Below are 25,317 nucleotides of genomic sequence, written 5' to 3' on the forward strand. Positions count from 1 at the left end.
CAATTATTTATTTTTCGCGCTAATGCTATTAACCACTGCTATCACTTCATCTTACGACGTCGCTTTCACAATAGTCCCTTTCGCATTAACACTATCAGCTTTCCAAATTTTTAAAGAACAAACTACACCGTAAAGGTGCGTTTCTCGCTCTAACAAGAACAAGTTATCTGTGTGAACACTCAACAAATATTAAGTTAGTCGTATAGGTAAGGAGGTGATCCAGCCCCAGGTTCCCCTAGGGCTACCTTGTTACGACTTCACCCCAGTCATGAACCACACCGTGGTAAACGCCCTCCCCGAAAGGTTAAGCTATCTACTTCTGGTGCAGCCCACTCCCATGGTGTGACGGGCGGTGTGTACAAGGCCCGGGAACGTATTCACCGTAGCATTCTGATCTACGATTACTAGCGATTCCGACTTCACGGAGTCGAGTTGCAGACTCCGATCCGGACTACGACCGGCTTTGTGGGATTAGCTTGACCTCGCGGCTTTGCGACCCTCTGTACCGACCATTGTAGCACGTGTGTAGCCCTACTCGTAAGGGCCATGATGACTTGACGTCGTCCCCACCTTCCTCCGGTTTATCACCGGCAGTCTCCCTAAAGTTCCCACCATTACGTGCTGGCAAATAAGGATAAGGGTTGCGCTCGTTGCGGGACTTAACCCAACATTTCACAACACGAGCTGACGACAGCCATGCAGCACCTGTCTCACAGTTCCCGAAGGCACCAATCCATCTCTGGAAAGTTCTGTGGATGTCAAGAGTAGGTAAGGTTCTTCGCGTTGCATCGAATTAAACCACATGCTCCACCGCTTGTGCGGGCCCCCGTCAATTCATTTGAGTTTTAACCTTGCGGCCGTACTCCCCAGGCGGTCTACTTAATGCGTTAGCTTGAGAACCCAGTGTTCAAGACACCAAATTCCGAGTAGACATCGTTTACGGCGTGGACTACCAGGGTATCTAATCCTGTTTGCTCCCCACGCTTTCGTACCTGAGCGTCAGTCTTTGTCCAGGGGGCCGCCTTCGCCACCGGTATTCCTTCAGATCTCTACGCATTTCACCGCTACACCTGAAATTCTACCCCCCTCTACAAGACTCTAGTTTGCCAGTTCAAAATGCAATTCCCAGGTTGAGCCCGGGGCTTTCACATCTTGCTTAACAAACCGCCTGCGTACGCTTTACGCCCAGTAATTCCGATTAACGCTTGCACCCCTCGTATTACCGCGGCTGCTGGCACGAAGTTAGCCGGTGCTTCTTCTGCGAGTAACGTCACAGCTATAGTTTATTAAACTACAACCTTTCCTCCTCGCTGAAAGTGCTTTACAACCCGAAGGCCTTCTTCACACACGCGGCATGGCTGCATCAGGCTTTCGCCCATTGTGCAATATTCCCCACTGCTGCCTCCCGTAGGAGTCTGGACCGTGTCTCAGTTCCAGTGTGGCTGATCATCCTCTCAGACCAGCTAGGGATCGTTGCCTTGGTAAGCCATTACCTTACCAACTAGCTAATCCCACCTAGGTACATCCAATCGCGAAAGGCCCGAAGGTCCCCTCCTTTCCCCCGTAGGGCGTATGCGGTATTAGCAGTCGTTTCCAACTGTTATCCCCCTCGACTGGGCAGTTCCCTAGGCATTACTCACCCGTCCGCCGCTCGACAGCAAAGGTGCAAGCACCTTCCTGTTTCCGCTCGACTTGCATGTGTTAGGCCTGCCGCCAGCGTTCAATCTGAGCCATGATCAAACTCTTCAATTAAAGTTTTTTTGATGCACTTCCTTTCGAAAATGACATCGGCTCAACGAATTATACTGTTTTTCATTAACCACTCTCTATAAAGAGAATGTCAATGAAGCTTACATATTTTGCTTCTTTGAATTTACTTTGCTTGCTCGTGAGAGTAAGAAAGTAGAAACCAAAGTTGCTATGGTCACTCAGTGGTTCATTGAGAAAATTTGTTGCCACTTACAAAGTAAGATGGCTTCGAATAACTCAACACCTGTGAGTGCCCACACAGATTTCTTGTTTTGAATTGTTAAAGAACGTGGTGCTAAGTAGCACCGCCGTTGACGCTAGGTCGAAGGCTTTTACTTACTGGCCAAGGCTATTCGTCTTGGCTAGGGAGGCGTATTTTACACTCTCCGTAGTTGGCGTCAAGGGCTTATTTTAAGAAGATTTCCAAGTGATGATTTGTTAATCACTATTGTGAGAACCAAACAAAACCCGAAGCTCTTAAAGCACTTTTCACCTGAGTTAAATTCCGAAGAAATAAACTCTCTAACACTGCTGCAAGTCCCGTACTATCTAATCTTTCGACTGTTTATAAGCTTTAATAATTAGTCTAGATGGCCTGCTGTGCCGTGTCAGTGGATGCGCATTATAGGGAAGTCAGCCCAGAGCACAAGGGGTTTTTAGATATAAAATCACTTTATTTAAAAATAGATATTTAAGCACACGCTACACACCACTTACCCACAAACTTACCCACAAACATGCATAATTCGTCTGATTTTCGCTCAACTCATATCCATTCTACTCACTTTCCAAACTATCGGCTTACTTCTACTTGGCAGCTTCTCTATAAAAAGTGTGCACTTGTGGCTAATATCTTTCATTTAACGCAAACGAACTAGCAGAAGTTCATGCAGTCCCTTCAACTCTCACCATAACTAGCTCATTTATGCCAAATAGACTTGATTACCTCAATATTCCTAAATAGAAGCTGATATTCCACTTCATATTTATCCATGAATACCAAGAATAGAGTCTATTGCCGGCAAGTAAGTCCATTAATAAAAATTGGAATTTTGTATTTACATTTTATAGCACTCACAAGGAGCAGAGCATGACTTTAGGACAGCGGTTAAAACAATTCAGAATAGACAGAGGATTTAGCCAACCAGAGTTGGCAGAGCTAGCCGGTATTGAGCAATCCTACTTATCAAAATTAGAAAACGACAAGTCCGTTCCATCTAATGATATCTTTCGCGCTTTATTAAAAGCCTTAGCTATAACAGTAGAAGAATTCATTCATCGTTTCGATGCAATCAAAGACAGATCGCAGCTTATTCTGATCCCAGACATCGAATTAAAGTTGGCACAACAAGAACAGGTACTCATTCATAATTTACGTCGCTACCTTTATATGGCAAGTCTATTAATTATTCTGGGTGTCACGCTTTTCTACACTGGTTACAGCAAGCAGCTATTCGATGAAACGCGTTACCAATATGAGTCACCGGGCATCATTTTACCTGGCGAGCCAAGTGACATCTTTCATTCTTGGAGAAACATGATTAATAGCGACTCCAGAGAAGGTAGAGCAGCTATCAATATTAAGCGAGTAGAGATGGCGAAACGACGCAACAACGTAATACTGCTAACCGATGAAAATCGCGGCCAGTACTTTGTCGAAGATTCAGCAATGGGTAAAAGGCAATATAATCTAGATAAGAAAGAAGAGCTCCCCAGAAGCATCAACAATTGGCTACAGATACTTGGGGTGTTATTGCTTTGTTCAGGGATTATGGGCTTTGTTTTAGAAAAACGCTTTAATAAGGAGTAAGCTTATTTATCTAAGCAGTTCTAGGCTGTAGATAGTTTTACTCTCTACAGCCTAAATTCTTAACCTATGACTACTATATAGTTATATGCAATGAGCTAAGGCTTAAAAACACCTATGATATCCCCGCTGGCCTTCTTTGCGACTTTCTCGTCGGTTTGCTGCTCGCGATAATCACACTCAACACACTCAACAGTCTCCACGCCCAGCTCTTTAAATAGTACGACACTATCTACAGCTTTGCATTTGGGGCATTTAGCACCGGCAACGAAACGCTTCTTCACTCTAACTTCAGCCACTTTTATCAACCTGCTATTGTCTTACTATCTATGGAATTATTTTCCAACTTAAAGTCTATTTTGCCACAATCTCATTCAATTAACCCCATAGTCATTGAATTTGACTTTGCTTCTAGGCTGAAACTCACTTCTGAGATATCATCGGTACCAATAAACTCCTGAAAATCGTCAGATCATAATTAATGATATCCATCTCTCAAGCTCAACTGATCCGCGGCACTAAAACGCTTCTCGATGAAACCTCGCTGACAATATACCCAGGCCACAAGGTTGGGTTAGTGGGCGCCAACGGTACTGGAAAATCTTCATTACTGGCACTAATCCTCGGTAAGATCAGCTTGGATAAAGGTGATATTTCTTTTCCTAGCGGCTGGCAGGTTGCAACAGTAGCCCAGGAAACTCCGGCACTAGATGTTTCAGCATTGGATTATGTTATCGATGGTGATTTTGAGTTTCGAGAGCTGGAAGCCCAACTAGTTCAGGCTCAACATGATGATAATGGCAATGAGATAGCCCAACTACATGGTAAAATTGATGCCATAGGTGGCTATGCGATACGCTCCCGAGCAGCCAGTCTTTTAGCCGGCTTAGGATTTAGCGAAGCCGAGCAGAGTAATTTCGTAAGACACTTCTCGGGTGGTTGGCGAATGCGTCTTAACTTGGCACAAGCTCTCTTGTGTCGCTCTGATCTCTTATTACTCGATGAACCAACTAACCACTTGGATCTCGATACTATGTACTGGTTAGAGGGCTGGATAAAAGCCTATCAAGGCACGCTCATTTTAATCAGTCATGACAGAGATTTCATCGATGGTATCGTGGATGAAATTATTCACGTTGAACACCACAAGCTAAATTACTATAAAGGCAACTATACTGCCTTCGAACGGATTCGCGCTGAGCGTATGGCTCAGCAACAAGTCGCCTTCGAACGTCAACAGAAAGAACGTGCACATATGCAGTCCTTCGTTGACCGTTTCCGCTACAAGGCCAGCAAGGCCAAGCAGGCTCAGAGTCGACTAAAAGCACTTGAACGTATGGCTGAGTTGCTACCTTCGCAGGCTGACAGTCCATTTCATATGTCATTTAGAGAACCTGAGACTCTGCCAAATCCGTTAGTGACCATGGAGCAAGTTTCAGTGGGCTATGGCGACAAGGAGATACTCAAAAGTGTGCAGCTAAACTTAGTCCCGGGCGCTCGTATAGGTTTACTAGGCCGAAATGGTGCCGGTAAGTCGACTTTGATTAAACTGTTATCTGAAGAACTTGCCCCTATGAAGGGTAAGTATGAAACGAACCCAGGGCTGAATATTGGTTACTTTGCCCAGCATCAGCTTGAGAGTCTGCATTTAGATGACTCTCCATTGCAGCACCTTAGCCGACTAGCCCCCACTCATAGAGAGCAAGAACTGAGAAATTTCCTTGGTGGCTATGGCTTTAATGGCGATATGGTGTTGTCACCTGTACGCCCCTTTTCCGGTGGTGAGAAAGCCCGCCTAGTATTAGCTCTACTGGTATGGCAACGGCCTAATTTATTACTCCTCGATGAGCCGACTAACCACCTGGACTTAGAGATGCGACATGCTCTGACTATGGCGCTTCAAACGTTCGAAGGTGCCATGATCATCGTCTCTCACGATAGACACCTTTTAAGACTCAGCTGTAGCGATTACTATCTGGTCGATCAAGGGCAAGTGTCTAGCTTCAACGGCGATCTTGATGATTATCATCAATGGTTGCTCGATGCGGCTAAGGCGGCTAATAAAGCAGAAGCCACTACAGAGGCTAAGCCGGCTCAAGATAAAAAATTACAGAAACGTTTAGAAGCAGAGCTAAGACAAAAGCTGTCTCCAATGCGTAAAGTTCAACTTAAACTCGAAAAAGCACAACAACAAGCTAGTGACCGCTTAAGTGAGATCGAAACAATGCTTGCCGATATGGGCCTCTATGATGCAGAAAACAAAGCTAAATTGACCCAAATATTAGCCGAAAGGACGACTCTGACTCAGGCGCTTGAAGAAAGTGAGATGGAATGGCTAGAGATTCAAGAGAGTATCGAAGACATTGAACTTCAAGTACGTTCCCAGCTCTAAACAAGCGTTCTAGTATTCAAGGAAGCGACATGACATTTGTGAATCATTTTGATATTTCATTATGGAAAATTTGTGATGGTTATTACCACCAGCACCAAGCACTCTGTCTAGAGTTACAAGATAATCACCAGCTAAATGTAAACTTGCTTTTACTGTCACTATGGCTAGATAAACAAGACTATTTATTGAGCGCACAAGACTGGACACACCTTCAAAGTGAAACCCATCAATGGGAAGAACGAGTGTTACTTCCCTACCGCAAATTGCGTAAGTTGAGTAAGAACAGTCTGGCAAGCGATGAATATCAACAGATGCTAAATGTAGAGCTGATGCTTGAGCGTAAGTCTCAGGGATTAATCTTACATAAACTAAGGCAGCTTTCACATTTTGGAAAATCTTCAAATTTAGGCACCTATCTTAGTCTATTTAACTTAAATAAAGCCGATTATCCATCGCTGATTTAGTGCTCATATAACGCGGGATTAAACTTAAACCCGCGTTATTTTCCTTAACTCCACAGTTCACAAAGTCATTCAATTAAGCTTTCTGTTTTAACCTTTCAGCTAGCAGAGTCGCGTTTCTTGCGGTCATGCCATAGATAGTTAGTTGAGGGTTAGCTCCTAAACTGGTCGGAATGGGAGAAACAAAACCGTCCATCACTTCCACTTTGTTTACCACGATTAACCCCTTATGAAGATGACTTTAACCTTTCAGCTAGCAGAGTCGCGTTTCTTGCGGTCATGCCATAGATCGTTAGTTGAGGGTTAGCTCCTAAACTGGTCGGAAATACAGAGCCGTCCATCACAGATAAGTTCTCATAATAATGAGAGCCGCCCTGACTATCGACCATAGATAACTTAGTATCTTCTCCCAAGGGGCATCCCCCCATGACATGCGCCGAAGCGACAACAGTCTTGAGTGGAGCAAGATCCAGAGTTTCGATGGCAGATTTCGCTTCTTTCCAGCTGTTAAGGTAAGGCGCTCCTTCGGTGATCGGCAAAACTTGCTTGGCACCAGCTGCAAACTGTAGTTCAGCCATACTGCCGAACGCTCTTCGAACCGAACGCCAAAAGGTCTCATTAAGTGGATAATCTATGGCAAAGCCTGTATCAGTGAGATGGACTTCCCCTCCCTGACTTTGTTCATGATAACCATCGCGGATCAAAGCTATTGTTACCTGAAGCTGGTTGAACTGCTCCATCAGAGCCGCATGAGTCTTGCCATAACCTAAAGTTTTAGAAGCAATCAGAACAGGGTGAACTGGCGGAACCTCGAGCTTATAACCTAGATCTTCACCAGCAGCACCATGTTTCCACACGAATTCATCGGAATAGATGGACTGAGGAGCACCACTGTGTCCATTGATAGGATCGCTAAAAATTGCACCACTTAATAATGTTGGGTGTAAGAAAGTGCGTTTTCCCAATAGTTTATGGGGATCGGCTAAATTAGATCTCAGTAAGATTGTCGGAGTATGAATTGCGCCGGCGGCAATGATGTAATGTTTAGCCTTGAATGTGAGCTTAACTTCTGTCGGCTGCATCTGTTCACTCAAGGCTTGCGCCTGGATTACCGATATCTTGTCCTTATGATGCTCTAGCTTGGTGACTTTAGCCCTGCTGACTAAGGTAGCCCCCTTATCTAATGCTGCCGGGATTGTGGTAACTAACATAGATTGTTTAGCGTTGACCGGACATCCCATGCCGCAATAACCCGTGTTCCAACATCCTTTCACGTTACGTTTGATGACAGTGTAGTGCCAGTCAAGTTTTTCACAGCCTAGCTTTAATGCTTGGTTATTTCTGTTTGGCTCATACTCCCACTTAGAAATATTGAGTCGCTTCTCCATCTTGTCGAACCAAGGATTCAAATCCTCTCTCGATAAGCCTTTAACAGATTTATTTTTGGCCCAAAAATCCAATGTAGGCTCAGGGGTCCTGATAGATGTGGTCCAGTTTACCGTTGTAGACCCACCTACTGCTCTTCCCTGAAAAATACCAATGGCCTTGTCTTTGGTTTTCATCGCCGCCGCTTGATGATACAAGTTTGGATAAGCTCGCCTCTCTTCCATATTAAAGCTTTCGGAAGATTTAAGCGGCCCCCCTTCAACTATGATCACGGTCAAGCCCGCGTCAGTTAATATTTCTGCAGCGACTCCTCCCCCAGCGCCACTGCCCACAATAACGACATCGGCTTCGAGAGTTTGATCATAGCTCAACTGGCTAGCATCAATATGCTTCCAACCTGAGGCTAAACCTTCAATTATAGGGTCTGCTATCGCCACTTCACCACCTCCGAACACACAGTTATTTTTATTTTTTAAAACATCTAATATTAACAATCAATTAATCACTAACAATACGTTCACGAGCTATGCTTCAAGGAATGTGGGTTTGGCATAATTCAAGCTATTCCAGTGTTCAGGACACGAATAATAACTCGCTAGCACTAACTCTCTTAGCCCTTGATAGGCCGTCACCATCATATCTAAGAAGCTATTACGCCAATACTCAAGCATGGCTATTAGCTCATCCGGCTTACGCATCATCAAGGGTGTCATACTCCCGGTCAAAACCAATAAACCGAGTCTATTTTCTAGCATATCGAGTAGTTGTTCTAATTCAGCTTGTCCATCTGCAGGTAACAATTTAATCGTCTGCGTAATGGCATCTAAGGTACGATTCTGTGCGGCTATACGTAGCTTCTCAACCTCAGGTAAAGCACCATCCAAAAATACTGGCAACAAAACGCTAAACAGCAATCTATGCTCGCTGTCCAAGGCTTTATTGACCTTAATATGCTCCGGAGCGTAAAGGTTTACCCCTAACGCTAATGCTGCAGTACCTACTAATGCTGTTGTTAAAAAAGTGCGTCGTTCCATGCTATCCCTTCATATTATTTTTTATAGAGGATACAAAGCCACATTGACTCTACTGGTAATTGAATCGCAACATCGACACCTCCACAGATTGAGATAATCCATGAAGATCTCAGATATGTTAGAATGCCAAGATTAGTAACAATTAAACACACGTTTTAATTTTCAGCAATAGCCAATTTTTATGATGCGATATTTTTCTCCCCCCTGGTGGGCCAAAAACCCCCATGTTCAAACGATTTTACCTGTGCTGACTAAAGTGGACAGACCAGATTTAACACGTCAGCGCCTCGAGCTTAGCGATGGCGACTTTATCGATCTCGATTGGTTATGCCAGCCTAAAGCACACGAGCATATCGTGATCATCATTCATGGCTTAGAGGGAAGCTCCGAGTCTCACTATGTACGAAGATTGCTCAATGACTGTCGTCGGCAATCTATCTGTGCAGTGGTCCATCATCACAGGAGCTGTTCTGGGGAAACGAACCGCAGAGCGAGAAGTTATCACAGTGGTGATACCCAAGACCTTCAGGAAAATTTATCTCAATTAAGGTCCAAGTATCCAGACTCCCCTCTCCTTGCTGTAGGGTATAGCTTAGGCGGCAATGTACTCGCCAAATACCTAGGTGAATACGCAGACACAAGTCTAATCCAACGGGCAGTCGTCGTCTCAGCCCCACTGCAATTATCCGCATGTGCTAAGCGTTTAGAGAGTGGCTTTTCTAAGGTATATCAAAGCTACTTGATTAAACAGCTGCAACAAAAAACCAGAGAGAAGGTGAGAAACCCTCAACTGGCTGAGGAGATGCCTGTAGCACTATCCCAAATTCCTCAGTTGCAAACCTTCTATGATTTTGATCATAGAGTCACAGCCCCCTTGCACGGATTCGATAGTGTTGATGACTATTATCAAAGAGCAAGTGGAATGGACTTTTTGCGATTCATACATAAGCCAACCCTCGTCATTCATGCTGCTGATGATCCATTTATGACTGCCGATGTCATTCCAACAACAGAGCAATGTGCTAGTCAAATAACCTATGAGCTGCACTCTCGGGGAGGTCATGTAGGCTTTATCGATGGTGGAACCCCTTTCAAGCCAAGGTACTATCTAGAGCAGCGGATCCTTCATTTTCTAATACCCCAAAAGGACTAAATATGCTTGTTCCCTATGACGCTTTACTGCAGCTTCCCAGTGCAACCATGGAAAATTTAATTAAGGAATATCTGTTAACACAAGTCGAAGATGGCGGCTTCTCAGATACAGATGAACAGGCATTATCCTCGGCAATTGGACACTGCAAGCAGCTATTGAAGCAGGGAGTCTTAGTGGTGGAATTCAGCGAAGATGACGAGTCTATTGCAATCAAACACAGCGAACATCTAAACAAGTAGATCAAACGTAAAATCGAGCTTTATTTCATAACAAACTCAGGGCCAAATTTGACCTAAGAGCAGAAATTACCGTATAACACTAGATGTTATTAGAAATAGCATCTCACTTTTATCTTGGTCTTGGCTCTCTTCACTGCTTTTATAGTCAATCAGATCCAATTCCATTTAGGAAATTTAATGTCAGCAAAACATCCCATTATCGCAGTAACAGGTTCATCTGGAGCTGGTACCACGACAACAACAACGGCTTTTAAGCATATTTTCCGTCAACTCGGGATCAATGCAGCGAGCGTTGAAGGCGATAGTTTTCACCATTACACACGTCCTGAAATGGAACTCATGATCCGTAAAGCTAAAACGGACAATAAAAATATTAGCTATTTTGGGCCCGAAGCAAACGATTTTGAACGCTTAGAGCAATGTTTCAGTGACTATAGTGCAACGGGTCAAGGCGAGACCCGAGCTTACCTGCATACGTTCGATGAAGCCGTGCCTTTCAACCAGATGCCTGGTACATTCACCCAATGGCATCCCTTGCCTGAAAATACCGATATGCTCTATTATGAGGGCTTACACGGGGGGGTAAAGACAGACACATGTAATGTGGCCGAACATGTAGACTTGCTCATCGGCATGGTGCCAATAGTCAACTTAGAGTGGATTCAAAAGATCATTCGGGACACCTCTGAGAGAGGCCATAGCCGAGAAAAAGTAATGGGCTCAATCGTTCGTAGTATGGATGATTATATCAATCATATGACACCTCAGTTTTCACGAACTCATATCAATTTCCAACGAGTCCCAACGGTAGACACCTCGAATCCATTTAGCGCTAAGAATATCCCAAGCCTAGATGAGAGCTTCGTCGTAATACGTTTTCGTGGCATTAAGAACGTAGATTTTCCCTATTACTTGAAGATGATAGATGGCTCTTTCATGTCACGTATAAATACCTTAGTTGTACCTGGCGGTAAGATGTCCTTAGCCATGGAATTGATCCTGACGCCGCTCATCCGAGATCTACTCGAAAAGCGCCAACAGCTGCTCTCATTAGATAGTGAATAGGATTGGTATAATAATATAAACTTCAGCTTCATTTAAGTGTGCTCGAGTAGACTAGCTCATGTCGGGATTTCAGGCGAAAGACTGATGAGTTAGCATGCTCTTGGGAGTAAATTCCCCCATCTTGATCTGTTTGTTTCCTTGGGTGTGCTGGCTATTCCTTTCTAAGAAGATTCTAGGGTAAAGCTAAGTCCGAGTTCCTAGAGTTCTGAACATCCCCAAAGTAATTCCACATCTATTTTTGATCTGCTTCTCGAGACACTTCTCTAAACAGAAAGTCCTTGAGTCTAAAAAGGTTCTAGGCACAAAAAAAGCCAGTGGCACTCCCAACTGGCTCAATACCTATTTCAAGACTAGGTAGCACTAGATTACACCTAGGAACTCTAACCTAGAACCTATCTTTCTAGAACCTTCTTCTAATCCATCAAAGGGACAATTTCGCGAAAAGGCTTATTCTGCTGATAGCTTTGTAGTCTTTGTTCAAATTCATCGGAGCGGTTTACCATCTTAGAGTTTCTCAGCGCGTCGATCGCTTTTTGCTGGGTCACTACGGCAGAGCTATAATCGCCAGTTTCAGCATAGGCAGCAGCCAAATTATCTAAGTTAGTAGGATCTTGGTGATCAGATGCAACCAAGCTACGAGCAAGCTCTAGTGCTTTGTCACCATTGCGGTATTCGGCTTCAGGGCAAGTCGCAAGAATCCAGGCAACATTTCCCAAAGAGACCTCATCCCCTACCGAGTTGAAACGTTCAACGGCTTTACCACAGTTACGTTCAACACCCTCTCCACCGGCGGCATAGATGAATCCCAGCCTAAATTGAGCCCATTTATTGCCTTGTTCACTCAACATAAGGTACCAACGTTCTGCAGTGAGCAGATCGCGTTCGATAATATTACCTTCGAATGAGAGGTCAGCCAAAGTTTGTTGCGCCTTAGCATGTCCCTGCTCTGCTGCAGCTGAGATCCACTTTATACCTTGTTGCTGATCTTGCGTGACGAATCGACCAGACAAGTACATTAGACCGAGTAAAAACTGCGCCTCTTGCTCACCTTGGTTCGCTTTCAAGTGAATATGTGCCACTTTACTCGCCGCAACGGCAGTTTTGGGCTGCGGAATTGAAAATGCATTCGCTGCAGTGCTCGTCACTAATGTAAAAATAAGTGTCAAACTGAGACCAGCACCTAAAAACAACGGATGATATTTCACTTACAACTCCTATCTAGTATCACTAGTTTGAACATATCTAAAAACTAAACCTTAATAACTACATGAAAAATCGGCTTAAGTTACCGACATAAGAAACTGAACTATAAAGGTGTAAAAAGGTTATTTCCTTGAGTTAGCCAGATTTGCTCGCTAAAGTCGAGAAAAAAGCGAGTTTCGTGGACTTAAATAAGACCCGTTCAGCTCCCCATAAGTTCAACATCGAACTGGAATTATGGCTTTAGCTACTAAATTCAACGCATTCACTGCATATTTACTGGCAAGTAGTTGACATATATCACTGATGTATCAGAATGAGTTTATATTGTAAGTAAGTTACGAAGATTCATTTATTCTAAAGTTAGATCTTTATCGAGGTTTTACTGAATAAACTGACGTAAACTGCACATCAAATAAAGATTCTTATATTCAAATCAAACAGTCGAGGAACATAGGCATGGCTCTTATTGGTAAGCCAAAACCAGATCCTACTTTGGAATGGTTTTTATCACACTGTCACATTCATAAGTATCCAGCCAAAAGCACTTTGATCCACGCTGGTGAAGAATCAGACACTCTTTACTATATAGTTAAAGGCTCAGTAGCCGTTTTAATTAAAGATGAAGAAGGTAAAGAGATGATCCTCTCTTACCTCAATCAAGGTGACTTCCTTGGTGAGCTTGGTTTATTCGAGGAACAAGCCCAACGCACGGCTTGGGTTCGTGCGAAACAGCCATGTGAAATAGCCGAAATATCTTACAAGAAGTTTAAGCAGCTGATTCAGGTCAATCCTGAAATTCTAATGAAGCTCTCTTCACAGATGGCATACCGTCTACACAGTACTAGCCAGAAAGTGGGTGATCTAGCCTTCCTTGATGTTGCTGGAAGAATTGCCCAAACTTTACTGCATCTGGCAAAACAGCCAGATGCTATGACTCACCCAGATGGCATGCAGATCAAGATCACTCGTCAAGAGATAGGTCAGATCGTGGGTTGTTCTCGTGAGACTGTGGGTCGAATCTTGAAAATGCTCGAAGAGCAAAGCCTAATTCAGGCTCACGGTAAAACTATCGTAGTTTATGGCACCCGCTAAGCTAGCATTAAGTTAGATTTAAGACAGCTTCGATAAAGTGGTCTGAGATAATCTCAGGCCATTTTTTTTGGAGAAATACAATGACAAGGGCACTGTTCAGCATCTTGTTCGCTCTTGGGGTATTAATGCCTAAATTTGCCACAGGTTCCACCTTAGTTGAACTTGAGCATTACCAGGCAAAACATCTAGTTAGCGCAGGTAAAATCCTGTCATTGGATGTTACCCTCTCCAAGACAAAACACTTCTGCTACGGTAAACTCATCGATGCCCATCTCTATCAAGAACAAGGAAAATGGCGTTATGATTTGCAAATTAAAGCCCAACGTGGCCAAATTATAGATCTGAGTCTGGATGCAAGCACTGGCCAGCCCAATCCTAACAAACCCTTGCCATCTGGCTGTAGAGCTTTTGAAGACTAGTTCTACGCCATTAGCGAAGTGACAGGTTAATATGAAACTACTGCTCGTTGAAGATAATGCACTACTCGTAGAAGAACTTGAAAAGCAACTGAAGCTCGCCGGATACGTCACCGACGTGACAGACAAAGCTGCTGAAGCGGATTATCTCTTAAAAGAAACCAATTACGATTGTGTGATATTGGATATCGGCCTCCCCGACGGTAATGGCCTGGAACTCTTAGAACGCTGGCGTAATCAAGGAATTAATACACCGGTAATAATGCTCACGGCCCGTAGCCAATGGCATGAGAAAGTCGAAGGCTTCAACGCTGGTGCCGATGACTACTTGGGCAAACCCTTCCATACTCAAGAATTACTTGCACGGATACATGCCCTCATTCATCGAGCTCATGGAAAAGCTAGCTCACCAACAAAAGAATTAAGTTTTTCGGGAGTCGTTCTCGACGAAAACCAACAATCAGTTACGGTTGAAGGTAATAGCTTCGAGTTAACAGCCATGGAGTTTAGGTTACTAAAAATATTTTTGATGTCACCTAAAAAACTGCTCTCTAAATCTCAGCTTACAGACAAACTCTATCAATTCGATGACGAAAAAGAGAGTAATGTTGTAGAAGTCTATGTTACTCATCTACGTAAGAAACTGGGGAAAACAGCCATTGAGACTCGACGTGGACAAGGCTATATCTTCCACGGCATAAGAGAATGATGTCAATCCGCACTAAACTCAGCCTCTGGTTAACGGGTTTAGTCATCATTTCCACAGCAATCGGCATAGTCTTCTTCGAGACGATGCTGAGACAGGCATTTCACGATTCGATCATTGCCAGACTACAGGAGGATTTAGAACAAGTCCTTCTGGCAACCCAATTTAGTAATAATGAACTCACTATCGATCAAAACCAACTTTCAGGTTTTTATAAACCCGTATTTTCAGGGCGTTATTACCAATTAAACTTGCCGAACCAAGAAGTCCGCTCCCGCTCTTTATGGGATCAGAAGTTAAATATCAAGCTGTTAGAGAAAGGTGAAAGCCGAGTATGGCAATCTAAAGGACCACAAAACCATGATATTCAGCTGCTGTCACTGGGATTAAGCTCTGACTCACTGAATGTCGATGCAACTCTGACTGTTGCTCAGGATCTGAGTATAGGGCGTAAGATCTTCACCCAAATATACGGTACTAAACTAGGGGTTAACTTAGCCATGTTACTGGCCATGATAGCCGGTATTTTTCTGGTACTCAGGCAGTCTTTCAAACCGATCAACCAGATTCAACAAATCCTGTCTAAGCTAAGAGAAGGTGAGATCACCTCATTAGAGGTCAAGAATATCCCCCCCGAACTGCAAGCTCTAGCATCAACATATAATGAGCTACTGGAATATTCCAGCAAACAGATCGAACGCAGTCGCAACAATATTGGCAATTTAAGCCATGGCCTTAAGACCCCATTAGCCGTGATGCAGCAGCAAGTAGAGACCCTGGGGTTAAAAGACCCGGATACGGCGATAGCACTACAAAATCAACTTGATCTGGTACATAAGATGATTGAGCGTAAGCTAGCTGCGGCCAGAATCACCGGTGATATGTTACCTGCTGCCCAGATGCAACTTCCTAAAGATCTTGAGGATTTATGTCATACTCTAAGCAAGGTTCACTTTAATAAACATCTACTCTGTAATATCGACATCACTGATAACATCACCAGATTACCCCTCCACAGGGAAGATGGTATGGAACTGATTGGCAATCTGCTCGATAACGCTCATAAGTGGGCCAGTACCCGTGTAGATATCCGCACCAAGCTAGAGGAAGCGGCTATTATTCTCATTATCGAGGATGATGGGCTAGGTGTCGCCAGTGAAGAGCTTAAGCTACTCACGAATCGTGGCAGACGATTAGACGAAGCGACCATGGGACATGGCCTTGGACTCTCCATAGTAAAAGACATAGCCGAGCAATATGAGATTCAACTGACGTTCGCCCATAGCGACTTAGGCGGATTAAAAATTTGCTTACGCTTTAAAAGGTAACCCACCATCGCCTCTCAGCTCGGAACAGATTTAAATATGAAAAAGCCGGAATTCAGTTCCGGCTTTTTTATCGAATGTTTTGCCTAGTTAACAAAACATCGACTAACTTGCATTAGTACTCTCGAAAATCTTATCTGCAGAAGCAGCCACAAAGCCTGTGTAAAGACTTCCATCAGCTTTAGGATAACGTAGTGCAAACTCATAGAAACAGCTTGGGATCTCTTTCTCTGCGTCGGTAAAGCTAACTGATATACGGTCAGCCATAGTCGAAGACTGTTCAAGTAATACTTCGGCCGACCCTTTCACTTCACCGCCAGCAGAATTTAAAACAAAATCCCCTTTCTTAAGAGTCTCATTCACATCTAAGATACTGGTGTAGCCAGGCAAGTGGTTAATCGATACAGTAAAATGGTTGGCCCTATAACCGAAAGCCGCAACCCAGGCAGCATATTCACTCTCGGCAAGCAAAGCCTCATAGGTCTTGGAGTCGAGCTCCCAGTGACGCCCCGAATAGAGGAAGTTATCGGCCTTAGTCGCTGCAACATCAATCTGTTCAACTAGACTCTTAATGGTGTTTTGTAGCTCAGGGCTAAACTCTTCGACTAATAGCTCAGAGATAAACACCTTAGGCTGCATCGCATCCGGATGCTCAAAATGCTTAGCTTTCAGTTTTTTTGCTTCGAAGTGATAATCACCCGAGTCGACATAACCCAAAGACTCCAAGTGAGCCGCCAAAACCTTTAAGTTCACCTTTTCGATATTAAAAGTACGTAGGGCAATATGATCGTTGATGATGGTCTCTCCCCGAGAAAGCAGCTGATGAACTTGCTCTGCCGAGGGGGTCATCTCAATGTAATCATTCCAAAGGTTTTCAAATAGCTTATTAATATCAGTGTGCATCAATTTCTTCCTTAACGGCATCGTGTTCCAATCACAAACATTAAATGTTGCCTTGGGGTTATTTTTATCACGATATAAGTACAGCGAGAGAGTAGCAGTTTTGGCTTTTCAACATGTCTGTACATAAAAAAGGGAAACACCTGCAAGGCGTTTCCCATCGTTTAATTATAAATTTAGAGGCTCAAGCCTGGACTCAAGTTAGCTGGAAGGCTGACGACGTCGGCCTCCACTGAAGCAACCGGGTAAGAACAGTAGTCGGCGGCATAAAACGCGCTCGCTCTGTGGTTACCTGAAGCGCCAACACCACCAAATGGAGCAGCACCAGAAGCGCCTGTGATCTGCTTGTTCCAGTTAACGATACCAGCACGAATACGTGCCAAGAAGTAATCGTAATCCTCACGGCTATCGGCAAGAATCCCCGCAGACAGACCGTAACGGGTGCTGTTAGCTAACTTAATAGCTTCATCGAAGTCGCTGTAGCGAACCACTTGAAGTAGTGGACCAAAATACTCTTCATCCGGAAGCTCTATGACGTTAGTGACATCGATCAAGCCTGGAGATACCAAGCCTGTACCCGCTTCTAAATGAGTAAGCTCAACCAAGGACTCACCACCTAAGTTCAGCAGGTTACGCTGCGCTTCTACCATGCCTTTAGCTGCTATCTCTGAGATCATAGACCCCATAAACGGCTGTGGCTGCATGTTCCAGGCACCCACTTTAATCTGTTTAACCGCACTAGCAAGCATTTCGAGTAAGGCATCACCTTGTGCGCCTTTCTCAACATAGAGACGACGTGCACAGGTACAACGTTGACCAGATGAGATATAAGCAGATTGAATGATGTCGTGTACTGCCGCTTTAGTATCTTGAACGCCCTTAACGATAAGTGGATTATTCCCCCCCATCTCTAGCGCTAAAATCTTGCCAGGTTCACCGGCATACTGCTGATGTAAGATATGGCCAGTGCGCGAGCTACCGGTAAAGAACAACCCATCGATCTGTGGGTGAGCGGCTAATGCCTTCCCGGTTTCGACTTCGCCTTGCACCAAATTAATCACGCCAGCAGGAAGTCCGGCTTTCTCCCAAAGCTTCAGCATAAGCTCCGCTACTTTTGGAGTGAGTTCTGATGGCTTAAAGATCACAGTATTACCCGCAAGTAGCGCAGGAACGATATGACCATTTGGTAGATGGCCTGGGAAATTATATGGACCAAATACCGCAACCACACCATGAGGCTTATGACGAAGTACAGCACGTCCAGCCGGGATGTCATTCTCGCTGCTGCCGGTACGCTTGTTGTAAGCGGCAACTGAAAGCCCAATCTTACCTATCATAGCACCAGCTTCGGTAGCTGTTTCCCACTGAGGCTTGCCAGTCTCTTGGGCGATAACTTCCGCTATCTCGGCTTTGCTCTCTTCAAGTTGAGTGCCATAAGCCTCTACAATGGCAAGACGAGCATCAAAACCTAGCATGAACCAGTCGAACTGAGCATCTCGAGCTGCATCAACAGCGATATTAACTTGCTCTGGTGTTGCAGTTTTACTGCTCCAGATCACTTCATTATTTGCTGGGTTTTTAGATGTCACATCGTGACCTAGGCCTGCAACCCATTGGCCTTTAATAAATTGAGTCATTATTTCTTCCTACATAGCCAAAACACGGATCTGTTCACCTTCTGACAGCAATAATCCCGCCGCAAGTTCAGGTGACACAGTGACCACATCACTACCTTCTGTGAGCAGAAGCTTAGCCGAGGTGGCGCGGTAATGCGCTAATTGAGTATTTGATATGATAAAGCTGGAGTCTGATTCTGGTGTATCGCCTATCGTGATAGTCAGTAAACGGCTTTCTCTTACCGAACGTATATCAGACAAGTTGCACTCGACCGTGGGGCCACCGTCAAAAATATCAACATATCCACGACACCTAAAACCTTCAGCCTGCAGTAGATTTAACGCCGGACGGGTGTTGGCATGAACTTCACCAATCACTTTCTGCGCTTCTTCCGGTAACAAGCACACATACACGGCATTTTTAGGCATCATCTCAGCCATAAAGGCTTTCTGTCCGAGTCCTGAAAGGTAATCTGCCTCGACGAAATCTATACCTAAGAAGTGCTTCTGAAGCCAGTCATAGAATGGAGAATTCCCCGCTTCATCACTTTCTCCGCGCATTTCGGCGATAACAGTGTCGCCGAAGCGCTCAGCGTGTTGTGCTAAGAATAGAAAGCGACTACGGGATAGCATTCTGCCGTTATTGTTTTTACGGTAGGTATCACGCAGGAACAGGGTACATAGCTCGGCGGCGCCAGTATAGTCATGGCATAAGGTTAAGGTTTCCACCTCATTTCTCACGTCGATCTGCTCGGAGTGATACACCTCTGTGCCTAAACGGTAGTGGTAAAACGCATCTTCCATGCCCACGGCAGCTTCGAGTCCACAAGTTCCGACAACTTCGCCAGACTCAGTATCTTCGAGCACCATCAGATAACCTTCATCGAAGGGTTTATCAACCTGCTTTTGAAACGAAGCCTCAACACGAGTAATCTTGCTTTTGAGTAGCTCTTCGTTAACAGGCAAAGAAGTAAAACCATGACCGGATTCTTCGGCTATTTGATAAAGCGCTTTATAGTCGCTAGATCGGATAGGACGTATGATTAACATCTCTGTGTCTCCTCACTGTAGCTCGTCGCTCAACCGCTTACTTATCTTTAGCATGAGTATCTATTAAGACAAGTCGCTAACGGTTAAGGTTCAAGTATTGCCAATGACAAAAAACGAGAGATAAATATCTCTCGTTCATTCAGTCAATTAGCCTGCAACTACTTTAGCAACTGCACGTTCAAAACGCGCAAGACCTTCGGCTATATCTGCCTCAGGAATGACTAATGAAGGAGTGAAGCGAATAACATTTGCGCCAGCAATCAGACTCATCAAGCCTTCAGCAGTACCAGCAACCAAAAACTCTTTAGCACGTCCCTGGAATTTATCATTGAGTACGGCACCAAGCAGTAGACCTTGGCCACGAACTTCAGTGAAAACATCGTACTTGTCATTGATCTTATTCAGACCATCACGCAATAACTGCTCACGGACTTTAACGCCTTCCAATACTTCCGGAGTATTAACCACATCCAGTACCGCATTAGCGACAGCACAAGCTAGCGGGTTACCACCATAGGTAGAGCCATGAGTACCTATCTTAAGATGAGCGGCAATCTCTTTGGTCGTCAGCATAGCTGCGATTGGGAAACCGCCACCTAAAGCTTTAGCTGTGGTCAATATATCAGGCACCACGTCACCACGCATATAAGAATAGAGTTCACCTAAACGGCCAACACCAGTTTGCACTTCATCGAATACCAGCAGTGCATTGTGCTTATCACAAAGAGCACGTACTGCTTTTAAGAATTCTGGCTCTGCATCTATGATCCCGCCTTCTCCCTGGAGAGGCTCCATCATTATTGCACAGGTCTTATCAGAGATAACCGCTTCCAGAGCAGCAATGTCATTGAATGGGACGTGAGTGATGCTCTGCGGCTTAGGACCGAAACCATCTGAGTACGCAGCCTGACCACCAACACTTACGGTGAAGAAGGTACGGCCATGAAATGCCTTGTCGAACGCTATGATCTGGTCTTTTTCAGCACCAAACTTATCCATCGCATAGCGACGAACAAGTTTTAAAGCTGCTTCGTTTGCTTCTGCACCTGAGTTGGCGAAATATACACGGTCGGCAAATGTCGCATTGACTAACTTAGTCGCGAGTTCAAGTGCAGGTTCGTTAGTCATGACATTAGATAAATGCCAGATCTTTTCGCCTTGCTCTTTTAATGCACCAACAAGGGCTGGATGACAGTGACCTAGACAGTTAACTGCAATACCACCGGCAAAATCGATGAATTCTTTACCATCTTGATCCCAGACTCGGCTACCCTCGCCGCGGACAGGAATAACTGCCGAGGGCGCATAATTAGGCACCATTACTTCATCAAATTGGGCTCTTGTCAGTGTGTTGTTGACGCTCATACCTTCTCATCCTTTGTTGTCGTTAATGGCTCTGAAAGCCACTATTGCCGCCTTTTATCATTATAAAAACTCGCACTGGCGGCATTTGTTTTCATTGCTTAAGAGTCATTAATAGCGAAAATGTGATCAAAATACCAGTTTCTTACACCGATCATAGAAGAGCCACACACATTTAATGCATAAAGATTGGTCTTTAAGAATTATACAAGCGTTTATACTGGGGGTTTACAGCATAACTAGTCATAAAAAAAGTTACTAGAGCCAACAATTGCTAGTTATTCACGATATATGAATATTTAGGCGCGCTATAATGCCAAATATGACTAAGATAATAGAAAAGCGCCTATAAATAACACACTAGTCAACAACCAGTAAAAGTCCTGTAGAGAAGGTGATACAAGGGAGTTGGATTTTAGTGTGGATTTGTTCGAAGTATTCAACAAATAACTAGATGATATTGAGTTTCTTGTAATTCTGGCCCTTAAGGCGGATGACCTCTTGTTCAGAGAACTCATAATAATCAAACATGATCCGTTTCTCTTGGGGATCAATCTGACGCAACTCTTCCAATAAGACAACTTTAGCGTAGCAATTGGCTCGGGCAACCATGGCTGCATCCTCGGAAAGCTCCTTATAACTTAAGTTATTATCTAGCTCAGCTAAGACTTTAGTCATTGCGCTATCTTCGAAGTCCAGGTGATGTAGCAGTTGCCAATTTAGCTTATTTCCATGCTCCAAAACCAAGTTGTAGACTTTCTCGGCAGGAAATTCAGTAGCTACGACCGCATCGTAGACTTCTTTGTCTCGACTGCCACTGGCCTCTCTTAACCAGATCCCCCAAGTCTCCTCAAATAGCTTAGCGCTATTTTTCAGCACCACAGAAGGTCCAAGCTGACTGAGCAAGGTACAGGTAAAAACAAAGGAGCCATCTTTTTGGTGTAACTTAGCCAAGGTCTGAGCAGCAATAGCACTCACTACCGAGTATCTCCACAGTTTTCGGGTGGTCCAGAGCAAGTTGGCATGACCTGAAGGCAACCAATTTCGGGTACAAAAATAGGGGATCAATAACTTAATATTTTCGATGCCGATAAAGTTAAGCACTAGCTTAATATCAGTGACTTTGACATCGGAACGCTGGGGCCGCCGATGGCGAAAAGAGGCACTATTCACCATGTTAGTCAGATCACGAACTAGCCATGCCTGCTCCGCGATCAACGGCTTGAGCCGGTTGATGTCTACATTTTTACTTTGCAACAGTTCTAACATTAACAACTGACTTTCATTGATCCCTGAATACTTCAATACTTGCTCAGGAGAAGATAATCTATGATCCACGGCATTGTTAACCGTATTGATGAGTTGAGCCGATACCTCTTCGAAAACCTGCTTCGCTTGGATCTGTTTAGCTAATCGCTCTAAAACCGCTTCTCGCTCAATGGCCAATTTGTTAGCATCATTTTCAAGCTCAGCATCAAGCTCATCAAACATAGATTTTGACTTTTGTTTACCGACAATAAGTTGTTGATACAACCTATGCTCTATCTCAATAATTTTTCCAGGCCTAACCCCACCCGCTACCGATATCGCCACGTTTAGCTACTTCCTCACAAAAATCTTATAGTTACAATTTAGCATTAATCTGATTCATTTAGCAGAAATTACAGAGAATTAACTGTGCTTAAATACTTTTATCTTTGTCAAAAATTATCAGATGACTGGTATACACAGATAAACTAACATTGGAAACAGCCCTGAAGATGCAGTGGCAGATAACACCAATTAGCATAAGGATTTTCAGATAAAAAAATAGGCCTCACTTGGAGACCTACTTGTTATTCGTAACGATTTACTTAAGCTCTTGCTCGAACAATTTAAAAATACGTCGATACTCATCGAGCCAACTCGATGGCTGCTTGAAACCATGGGGTTCAACCGGATAGATAGCCGTTTCAAACATGGGCTTCTCAAGCTCAATCAGACGCTGTACTAGGCGTACGCTATCCTGGAAGAAGACATTATCATCTAATACACCAGACATGATGAGTAGTGGCTTCTCCAGTCCTTGAGCGTACTCAATAGGCGAACTACGTTCATAGGCGATGGCATCGACATCCGGCGTATTTAAGATATTTGAAGTGTAAGGTGCATTATAGTGAGCCCAATCGGTAACAGGCCGCAATGCAGCTCCGGCTTGAAATAGTTCAGGTTCTGTGAACAAAGCCATAAATGTCAGAAAACCACCGTAAGAGCCTCCATAGGTACCCACTTTAGCCGTATCAACATTGGTATTAGTCGCCATCCAGCTCACGCCATCTTTAAGGTCCTCCACTTCGGGATGACCCATGTTGCGATAAACTGCCGTACGCCAATCTCGGCCATAACCTTTTGAACCGCGATAATCCATATCCATAACCACATAGCCTTGCTGGCTCAGCAGATTATGGAACATGAACTCACGAAAGTAACCTGAAAACCCGTAGTGAGCATTTTGCAGATAACCGGCACCGTGATTGAAAATCACTGCGGGGTATTTTTCAGCTCGATTTTTATCATAACCTTGTGGCAGATACACTCGAGCATAAACATCACCCGCGCCATGACTGGAAGGAACGGCAACCACTTCGGGAGCCTGCCATGGGTAACTCTCAAAAGCTTCACTGGTATAGTGAGTCAACTGCTTGCGTTCACCACCTATCTCTTTTACAAAAAGCTCGGCAGGCTCTGTTCGACGAGAAGCATTGAGTAACAGACTGTTGCCATCAGGACTAAGCTCATAATCGAGCTGACCATCCCACTGTGTCAGCTGCTCATCCTTACCCGTTGCAATACTCACTCGGTAAACATTATCTATCCCTGGATGGTCCTTATTCGCCTTGTAATAGATAAACTTAGCCTTGGGACCTAAAGTTACGCTGCTAACCACAAACTCGCCCTGAGTTAAAGGTTCAGCTTCCTTCCCTTGCTGTTTTAGATAAATATGGGAGTAGCCGGTCTCTTCCGATAAATAATAAAGAGAGTCAGTACCCGTTACCCAACCAAACTGATTAAAAGTATAATTTATCCAGGCATTATCATGAAGCCTGTGCTCAGTCTTTAATGAGCCTTTGTTTATATCAAGGCTAGCAATCCATCTGTCCTTGTTGTCGATCGCTTCAAGCATGATAGCAAGGCCATGACCAGAACTCTGCCACTGGACCGCACTCTGTGACCACCCCCAGTCTTGCATCAACTGAATCTTACGCAGTGCTTTTTCACTCTTATATAACTCACCCTTTGCCTTAGCATTCTCGCTCTTTACTTTAGCCAGTACATCTTCATCGAAACCAGCTAATCCTTCGATGGTGATGTCTTTCTTAGTGTGAGTATCCAGATCCAGCAAAACGAATCGCTCTCCTGGAGGGTTATCCTCTGCGACACGTGCTCTTGCAGGTACAGCATCCACATAACCCTCGTTGCCTAAATAATTAGGCATGATGTCATGCTCGCTCCTCCAACTATATTCCTTATCTATCAGAGACAAAAAAACATAACGGCCATCGGGGGAAAGACTTAAATCCGATACCACTTCCTTGTCACCTAAATACCAGGTCTTAGATGCTATGCTTGGGTCCGCTTTATTTAGCTCTTCTTTGTGAGCTTGCTTCTTCTTTGCTTTATCCTGTTGCAGTGCAACATATTGGATCAACCTGTGCTGCTGTTTCGCTATGTAGCTCGCGGGGGCTTGAATACCTTTGGGCTTAGGTGCCAGCTTAATGTTAGCAATTTGTTCGAACATCCCGCTGTCTCGATGAATTCGAAATATTTGTTCTCCTTGCCAGAAGGCTAAGTCCCCATCATCGAGGAAACGCACTCCATCTACTGCGGTATTTTGCCTGGTTAATTGAGAGATTTTTCCGGAAGTCAGTTCCTTAATGAACAAGTTACCTTGATAAATATAGGCTTTACGCGTCTTGCTATTATCTAAAACTCCATATTGCTGATCTGCAAGATGAAACTGATTTAGCTTTAACTGCGAAGCAGCCGCTTGATCCACGCCTTGATTGTAATAATCTCTAATAGGTGAAGCATGTGCTTGACGAGAAAAATACACTGACTGGCTATCATCACTCCAATAGGCACCCTTTGCGAGTAGCCCCATCCAATCAGGATCTGCCATGATCTGCTTAAGAGTAAGAGGTTCATTGACTTTAAGAGGTGTCACGAGAACCGGGCTGACTAAAGCTTGATTCACTTGAGCAATGGACTGAGTATTAGAGTTAGAGTCTGATACCGCACAACCACTTAAAATGGTGATAGTGAGTACACTAAGACCTGAATTTCGCAGCAAACCTGTCATTATCCTTCCTTTCTGTTATTTC

At 44.2% G+C, this 25,317-nt stretch carries 21 protein-coding genes and 1 rRNA gene; 10 read left to right on the forward strand and 12 right to left on the reverse strand.

The features are described 5' to 3' along the window. Nucleotides 1-207: 207 nt before the first annotated feature. Nucleotides 208-1,752, reverse strand: a 16S ribosomal RNA gene (locus tag sps_RS24860). Between the two features lie 1,087 nt (nt 1,753-2,839). Here sps_RS24860 and sps_RS24865 point away from each other — a divergent pair. Then, nucleotides 2,840-3,559 carry a helix-turn-helix domain-containing protein gene (locus sps_RS24865; protein WP_077754951.1) on the forward strand — a complete coding sequence of 240 codons (720 nt, stop codon included), beginning with the start codon at nt 2,840-2,842 and terminating at the stop codon, nt 3,557-3,559. A gap of 95 nt (nt 3,560-3,654) precedes the next feature. On the opposite strand, the gene sps_RS24870 is transcribed toward sps_RS24865, so the two are convergent. Then, nucleotides 3,655-3,855, reverse strand: coding sequence for a YheV family putative zinc ribbon protein (locus sps_RS24870; RefSeq protein WP_077754952.1), 201 nt, complete (start codon nt 3,853-3,855; stop codon nt 3,655-3,657). 182 nt (nt 3,856-4,037) lie between these two features. On the opposite strand from sps_RS24870, the gene sps_RS24875 reads away from it, so the two are divergent. Then, a complete protein-coding gene (locus tag sps_RS24875; protein ID WP_077754953.1) occupies nt 4,038-5,948 on the forward strand; it encodes an ABC transporter ATP-binding protein in 1,911 nt (636 codons plus the stop codon). Between the two features lie 29 nt (nt 5,949-5,977). After that, nucleotides 5,978-6,412, forward strand: a complete 435-nt coding sequence (locus sps_RS24880; protein WP_077754954.1) for a TIGR02444 family protein — start codon at nt 5,978-5,980, stop codon at nt 6,410-6,412. A gap of 73 nt (nt 6,413-6,485) precedes the next feature. On the opposite strand, the gene sps_RS28630 is transcribed toward sps_RS24880, so the two are convergent. From sps_RS28630 to sps_RS24890, 3 genes are all read right to left on the reverse strand, one after another. Continuing rightward, nucleotides 6,486-6,626, reverse strand: a complete 141-nt coding sequence (locus sps_RS28630; protein WP_169915938.1) for a hypothetical protein — start codon at nt 6,624-6,626, stop codon at nt 6,486-6,488. A 10-nt stretch (nt 6,627-6,636) separates the two neighbouring features. Continuing rightward, nucleotides 6,637-8,232 (reverse strand): GMC family oxidoreductase, encoded by a 1,596-nt coding sequence (locus sps_RS24885; protein WP_077755855.1) that lies wholly within the window; start codon nt 8,230-8,232, stop codon nt 6,637-6,639. An 87-nt stretch (nt 8,233-8,319) separates the two neighbouring features. Continuing rightward, the gene (locus tag sps_RS24890; RefSeq protein ID WP_077754955.1) at nt 8,320-8,829 is read right to left on the reverse strand and encodes a twin-arginine translocation signal domain-containing protein; all 510 of its coding nucleotides are present in this window, start codon (nt 8,827-8,829) and stop codon (nt 8,320-8,322) included. Nucleotides 8,830-9,010: 181 nt separating this feature from the next. Here sps_RS24890 and sps_RS24895 point away from each other — a divergent pair, with 181 nt between their 5' ends. The 3 genes from sps_RS24895 (at nt 9,011) to sps_RS24905 (ending at nt 11,286) form a co-directional block, all read left to right on the forward strand. Next, on the forward strand, nt 9,011-9,982 hold the full coding sequence (locus tag sps_RS24895; protein ID WP_077754956.1) for a hydrolase: 972 nt from the start codon (nt 9,011-9,013) through the stop codon (nt 9,980-9,982). 2 nt (nt 9,983-9,984) lie between these two features. Continuing rightward, nucleotides 9,985-10,221: a YheU family protein gene (locus tag sps_RS24900; RefSeq protein ID WP_077754957.1), complete on the forward strand. Its 237-nt coding sequence runs from the start codon at nt 9,985-9,987 to the stop codon at nt 10,219-10,221. Between the two features lie 177 nt (nt 10,222-10,398). Further along, complete coding sequence (locus sps_RS24905; RefSeq protein WP_077754958.1) at nt 10,399-11,286, forward strand: phosphoribulokinase; 888 nt, start codon at nt 10,399-10,401, stop codon at nt 11,284-11,286. Nucleotides 11,287-11,699: 413 nt separating this feature from the next. On the opposite strand, the gene sps_RS24910 is transcribed toward sps_RS24905, so the two are convergent. Further along, the gene (locus sps_RS24910; protein ID WP_077754959.1) at nt 11,700-12,491 is read right to left on the reverse strand and encodes an SEL1-like repeat protein; all 792 of its coding nucleotides are present in this window, start codon (nt 12,489-12,491) and stop codon (nt 11,700-11,702) included. A gap of 454 nt (nt 12,492-12,945) precedes the next feature. Between sps_RS24910 and crp the strand changes: the two genes are divergently transcribed. The 4 genes from crp (at nt 12,946) to sps_RS24930 (ending at nt 16,031) form a co-directional block, all read left to right on the forward strand. Beyond that, nucleotides 12,946-13,581 carry a cAMP-activated global transcriptional regulator CRP gene (gene crp, locus sps_RS24915; protein WP_077754960.1) on the forward strand — a complete coding sequence of 212 codons (636 nt, stop codon included), beginning with the start codon at nt 12,946-12,948 and terminating at the stop codon, nt 13,579-13,581. 80 nt (nt 13,582-13,661) lie between these two features. Further along, entirely contained in the window at nt 13,662-14,000 is a 339-nt protein-coding gene (locus tag sps_RS24920; protein WP_077754961.1) for a PepSY domain-containing protein, read from the forward strand. A gap of 31 nt (nt 14,001-14,031) precedes the next feature. Continuing rightward, on the forward strand, nt 14,032-14,706 hold the full coding sequence (locus sps_RS24925; RefSeq protein WP_077754962.1) for a response regulator transcription factor: 675 nt from the start codon (nt 14,032-14,034) through the stop codon (nt 14,704-14,706). Beyond that, complete coding sequence (locus tag sps_RS24930; RefSeq protein ID WP_077754963.1) at nt 14,703-16,031, forward strand: ATP-binding protein; 1,329 nt, start codon at nt 14,703-14,705, stop codon at nt 16,029-16,031. Before sps_RS24925 ends, sps_RS24930 begins: the two co-directional genes overlap by 4 nt. 102 nt (nt 16,032-16,133) lie before the next feature. Here sps_RS24930 and sps_RS24935 read toward each other — a convergent pair whose 3' ends face one another. From sps_RS24935 to sps_RS24960, 6 genes are all read right to left on the reverse strand, one after another. Further along, a complete protein-coding gene (locus sps_RS24935) occupies nt 16,134-16,931 on the reverse strand; it encodes a DUF1338 domain-containing protein (protein WP_077754964.1) in 798 nt (265 codons plus the stop codon). Between the two features lie 173 nt (nt 16,932-17,104). Further along, a complete protein-coding gene (astD, locus tag sps_RS24940) occupies nt 17,105-18,565 on the reverse strand; it encodes a succinylglutamate-semialdehyde dehydrogenase (protein ID WP_077754965.1) in 1,461 nt (486 codons plus the stop codon). A 9-nt stretch (nt 18,566-18,574) separates the two neighbouring features. Continuing rightward, entirely contained in the window at nt 18,575-19,594 is a 1,020-nt protein-coding gene (astA, locus tag sps_RS24945; protein ID WP_077754966.1) for an arginine N-succinyltransferase, read from the reverse strand. A 147-nt stretch (nt 19,595-19,741) separates the two neighbouring features. Continuing rightward, on the reverse strand, nt 19,742-20,959 hold the full coding sequence (locus tag sps_RS24950) for an aspartate aminotransferase family protein (RefSeq protein WP_077754967.1): 1,218 nt from the start codon (nt 20,957-20,959) through the stop codon (nt 19,742-19,744). A 447-nt stretch (nt 20,960-21,406) separates the two neighbouring features. Further along, nucleotides 21,407-22,549, reverse strand: a complete 1,143-nt coding sequence (locus sps_RS24955; protein ID WP_077754968.1) for an HDOD domain-containing protein — start codon at nt 22,547-22,549, stop codon at nt 21,407-21,409. 256 nt (nt 22,550-22,805) lie between these two features. Next, nucleotides 22,806-25,295 (reverse strand): S9 family peptidase, encoded by a 2,490-nt coding sequence (locus sps_RS24960; RefSeq protein ID WP_077754969.1) that lies wholly within the window; start codon nt 25,293-25,295, stop codon nt 22,806-22,808. Nucleotides 25,296-25,317 lie beyond the last annotated feature (22 nt).

Source organism: Shewanella psychrophila, assembly GCF_002005305.1.
GTDB classification, from domain to species: Bacteria; Pseudomonadota; Gammaproteobacteria; order Enterobacterales; family Shewanellaceae; genus Shewanella; species Shewanella psychrophila.

Excerpts from the sequence above, each read along its gene's own strand:
- sps_RS24925 (WP_077754962.1), top strand. The coding sequence starts at position 14,032 with ATGAAACTACTGCTCGTTGAAGATAATGCACTACTCGTAGAAGAACTT.
- sps_RS24900 (WP_077754957.1), top strand. The coding sequence starts at position 9,985 with ATGCTTGTTCCCTATGACGCTTTACTGCAGCTTCCCAGTGCAACCATG.
- sps_RS24935 (WP_077754964.1), bottom strand. The coding sequence starts at position 16,931 with ATGCACACTGATATTAATAAGCTATTTGAAAACCTTTGGAATGATTAC.
- sps_RS24890 (WP_077754955.1), bottom strand. The coding sequence starts at position 8,829 with ATGGAACGACGCACTTTTTTAACAACAGCATTAGTAGGTACTGCAGCA.
- astA (WP_077754966.1), bottom strand. The coding sequence starts at position 19,594 with ATGTTAATCATACGTCCTATCCGATCTAGCGACTATAAAGCGCTTTAT.
- sps_RS24905 (WP_077754958.1), top strand. The coding sequence starts at position 10,399 with ATGTCAGCAAAACATCCCATTATCGCAGTAACAGGTTCATCTGGAGCT.
- astD (WP_077754965.1), bottom strand. The coding sequence starts at position 18,565 with ATGACTCAATTTATTAAAGGCCAATGGGTTGCAGGCCTAGGTCACGAT.
- sps_RS24895 (WP_077754956.1), top strand. The coding sequence starts at position 9,011 with ATGATGCGATATTTTTCTCCCCCCTGGTGGGCCAAAAACCCCCATGTT.
- sps_RS24865 (WP_077754951.1), top strand. The coding sequence starts at position 2,840 with ATGACTTTAGGACAGCGGTTAAAACAATTCAGAATAGACAGAGGATTT.
- sps_RS24920 (WP_077754961.1), top strand. The coding sequence starts at position 13,662 with ATGACAAGGGCACTGTTCAGCATCTTGTTCGCTCTTGGGGTATTAATG.
- sps_RS24880 (WP_077754954.1), top strand. The coding sequence starts at position 5,978 with ATGACATTTGTGAATCATTTTGATATTTCATTATGGAAAATTTGTGAT.
- sps_RS24930 (WP_077754963.1), top strand. The coding sequence starts at position 14,703 with ATGATGTCAATCCGCACTAAACTCAGCCTCTGGTTAACGGGTTTAGTC.
- sps_RS24960 (WP_077754969.1), bottom strand. The coding sequence starts at position 25,295 with ATGACAGGTTTGCTGCGAAATTCAGGTCTTAGTGTACTCACTATCACC.
- sps_RS24950 (WP_077754967.1), bottom strand. The coding sequence starts at position 20,959 with ATGAGCGTCAACAACACACTGACAAGAGCCCAATTTGATGAAGTAATG.
- crp (WP_077754960.1), top strand. The coding sequence starts at position 12,946 with ATGGCTCTTATTGGTAAGCCAAAACCAGATCCTACTTTGGAATGGTTT.
- sps_RS24875 (WP_077754953.1), top strand. The coding sequence starts at position 4,038 with ATGATATCCATCTCTCAAGCTCAACTGATCCGCGGCACTAAAACGCTT.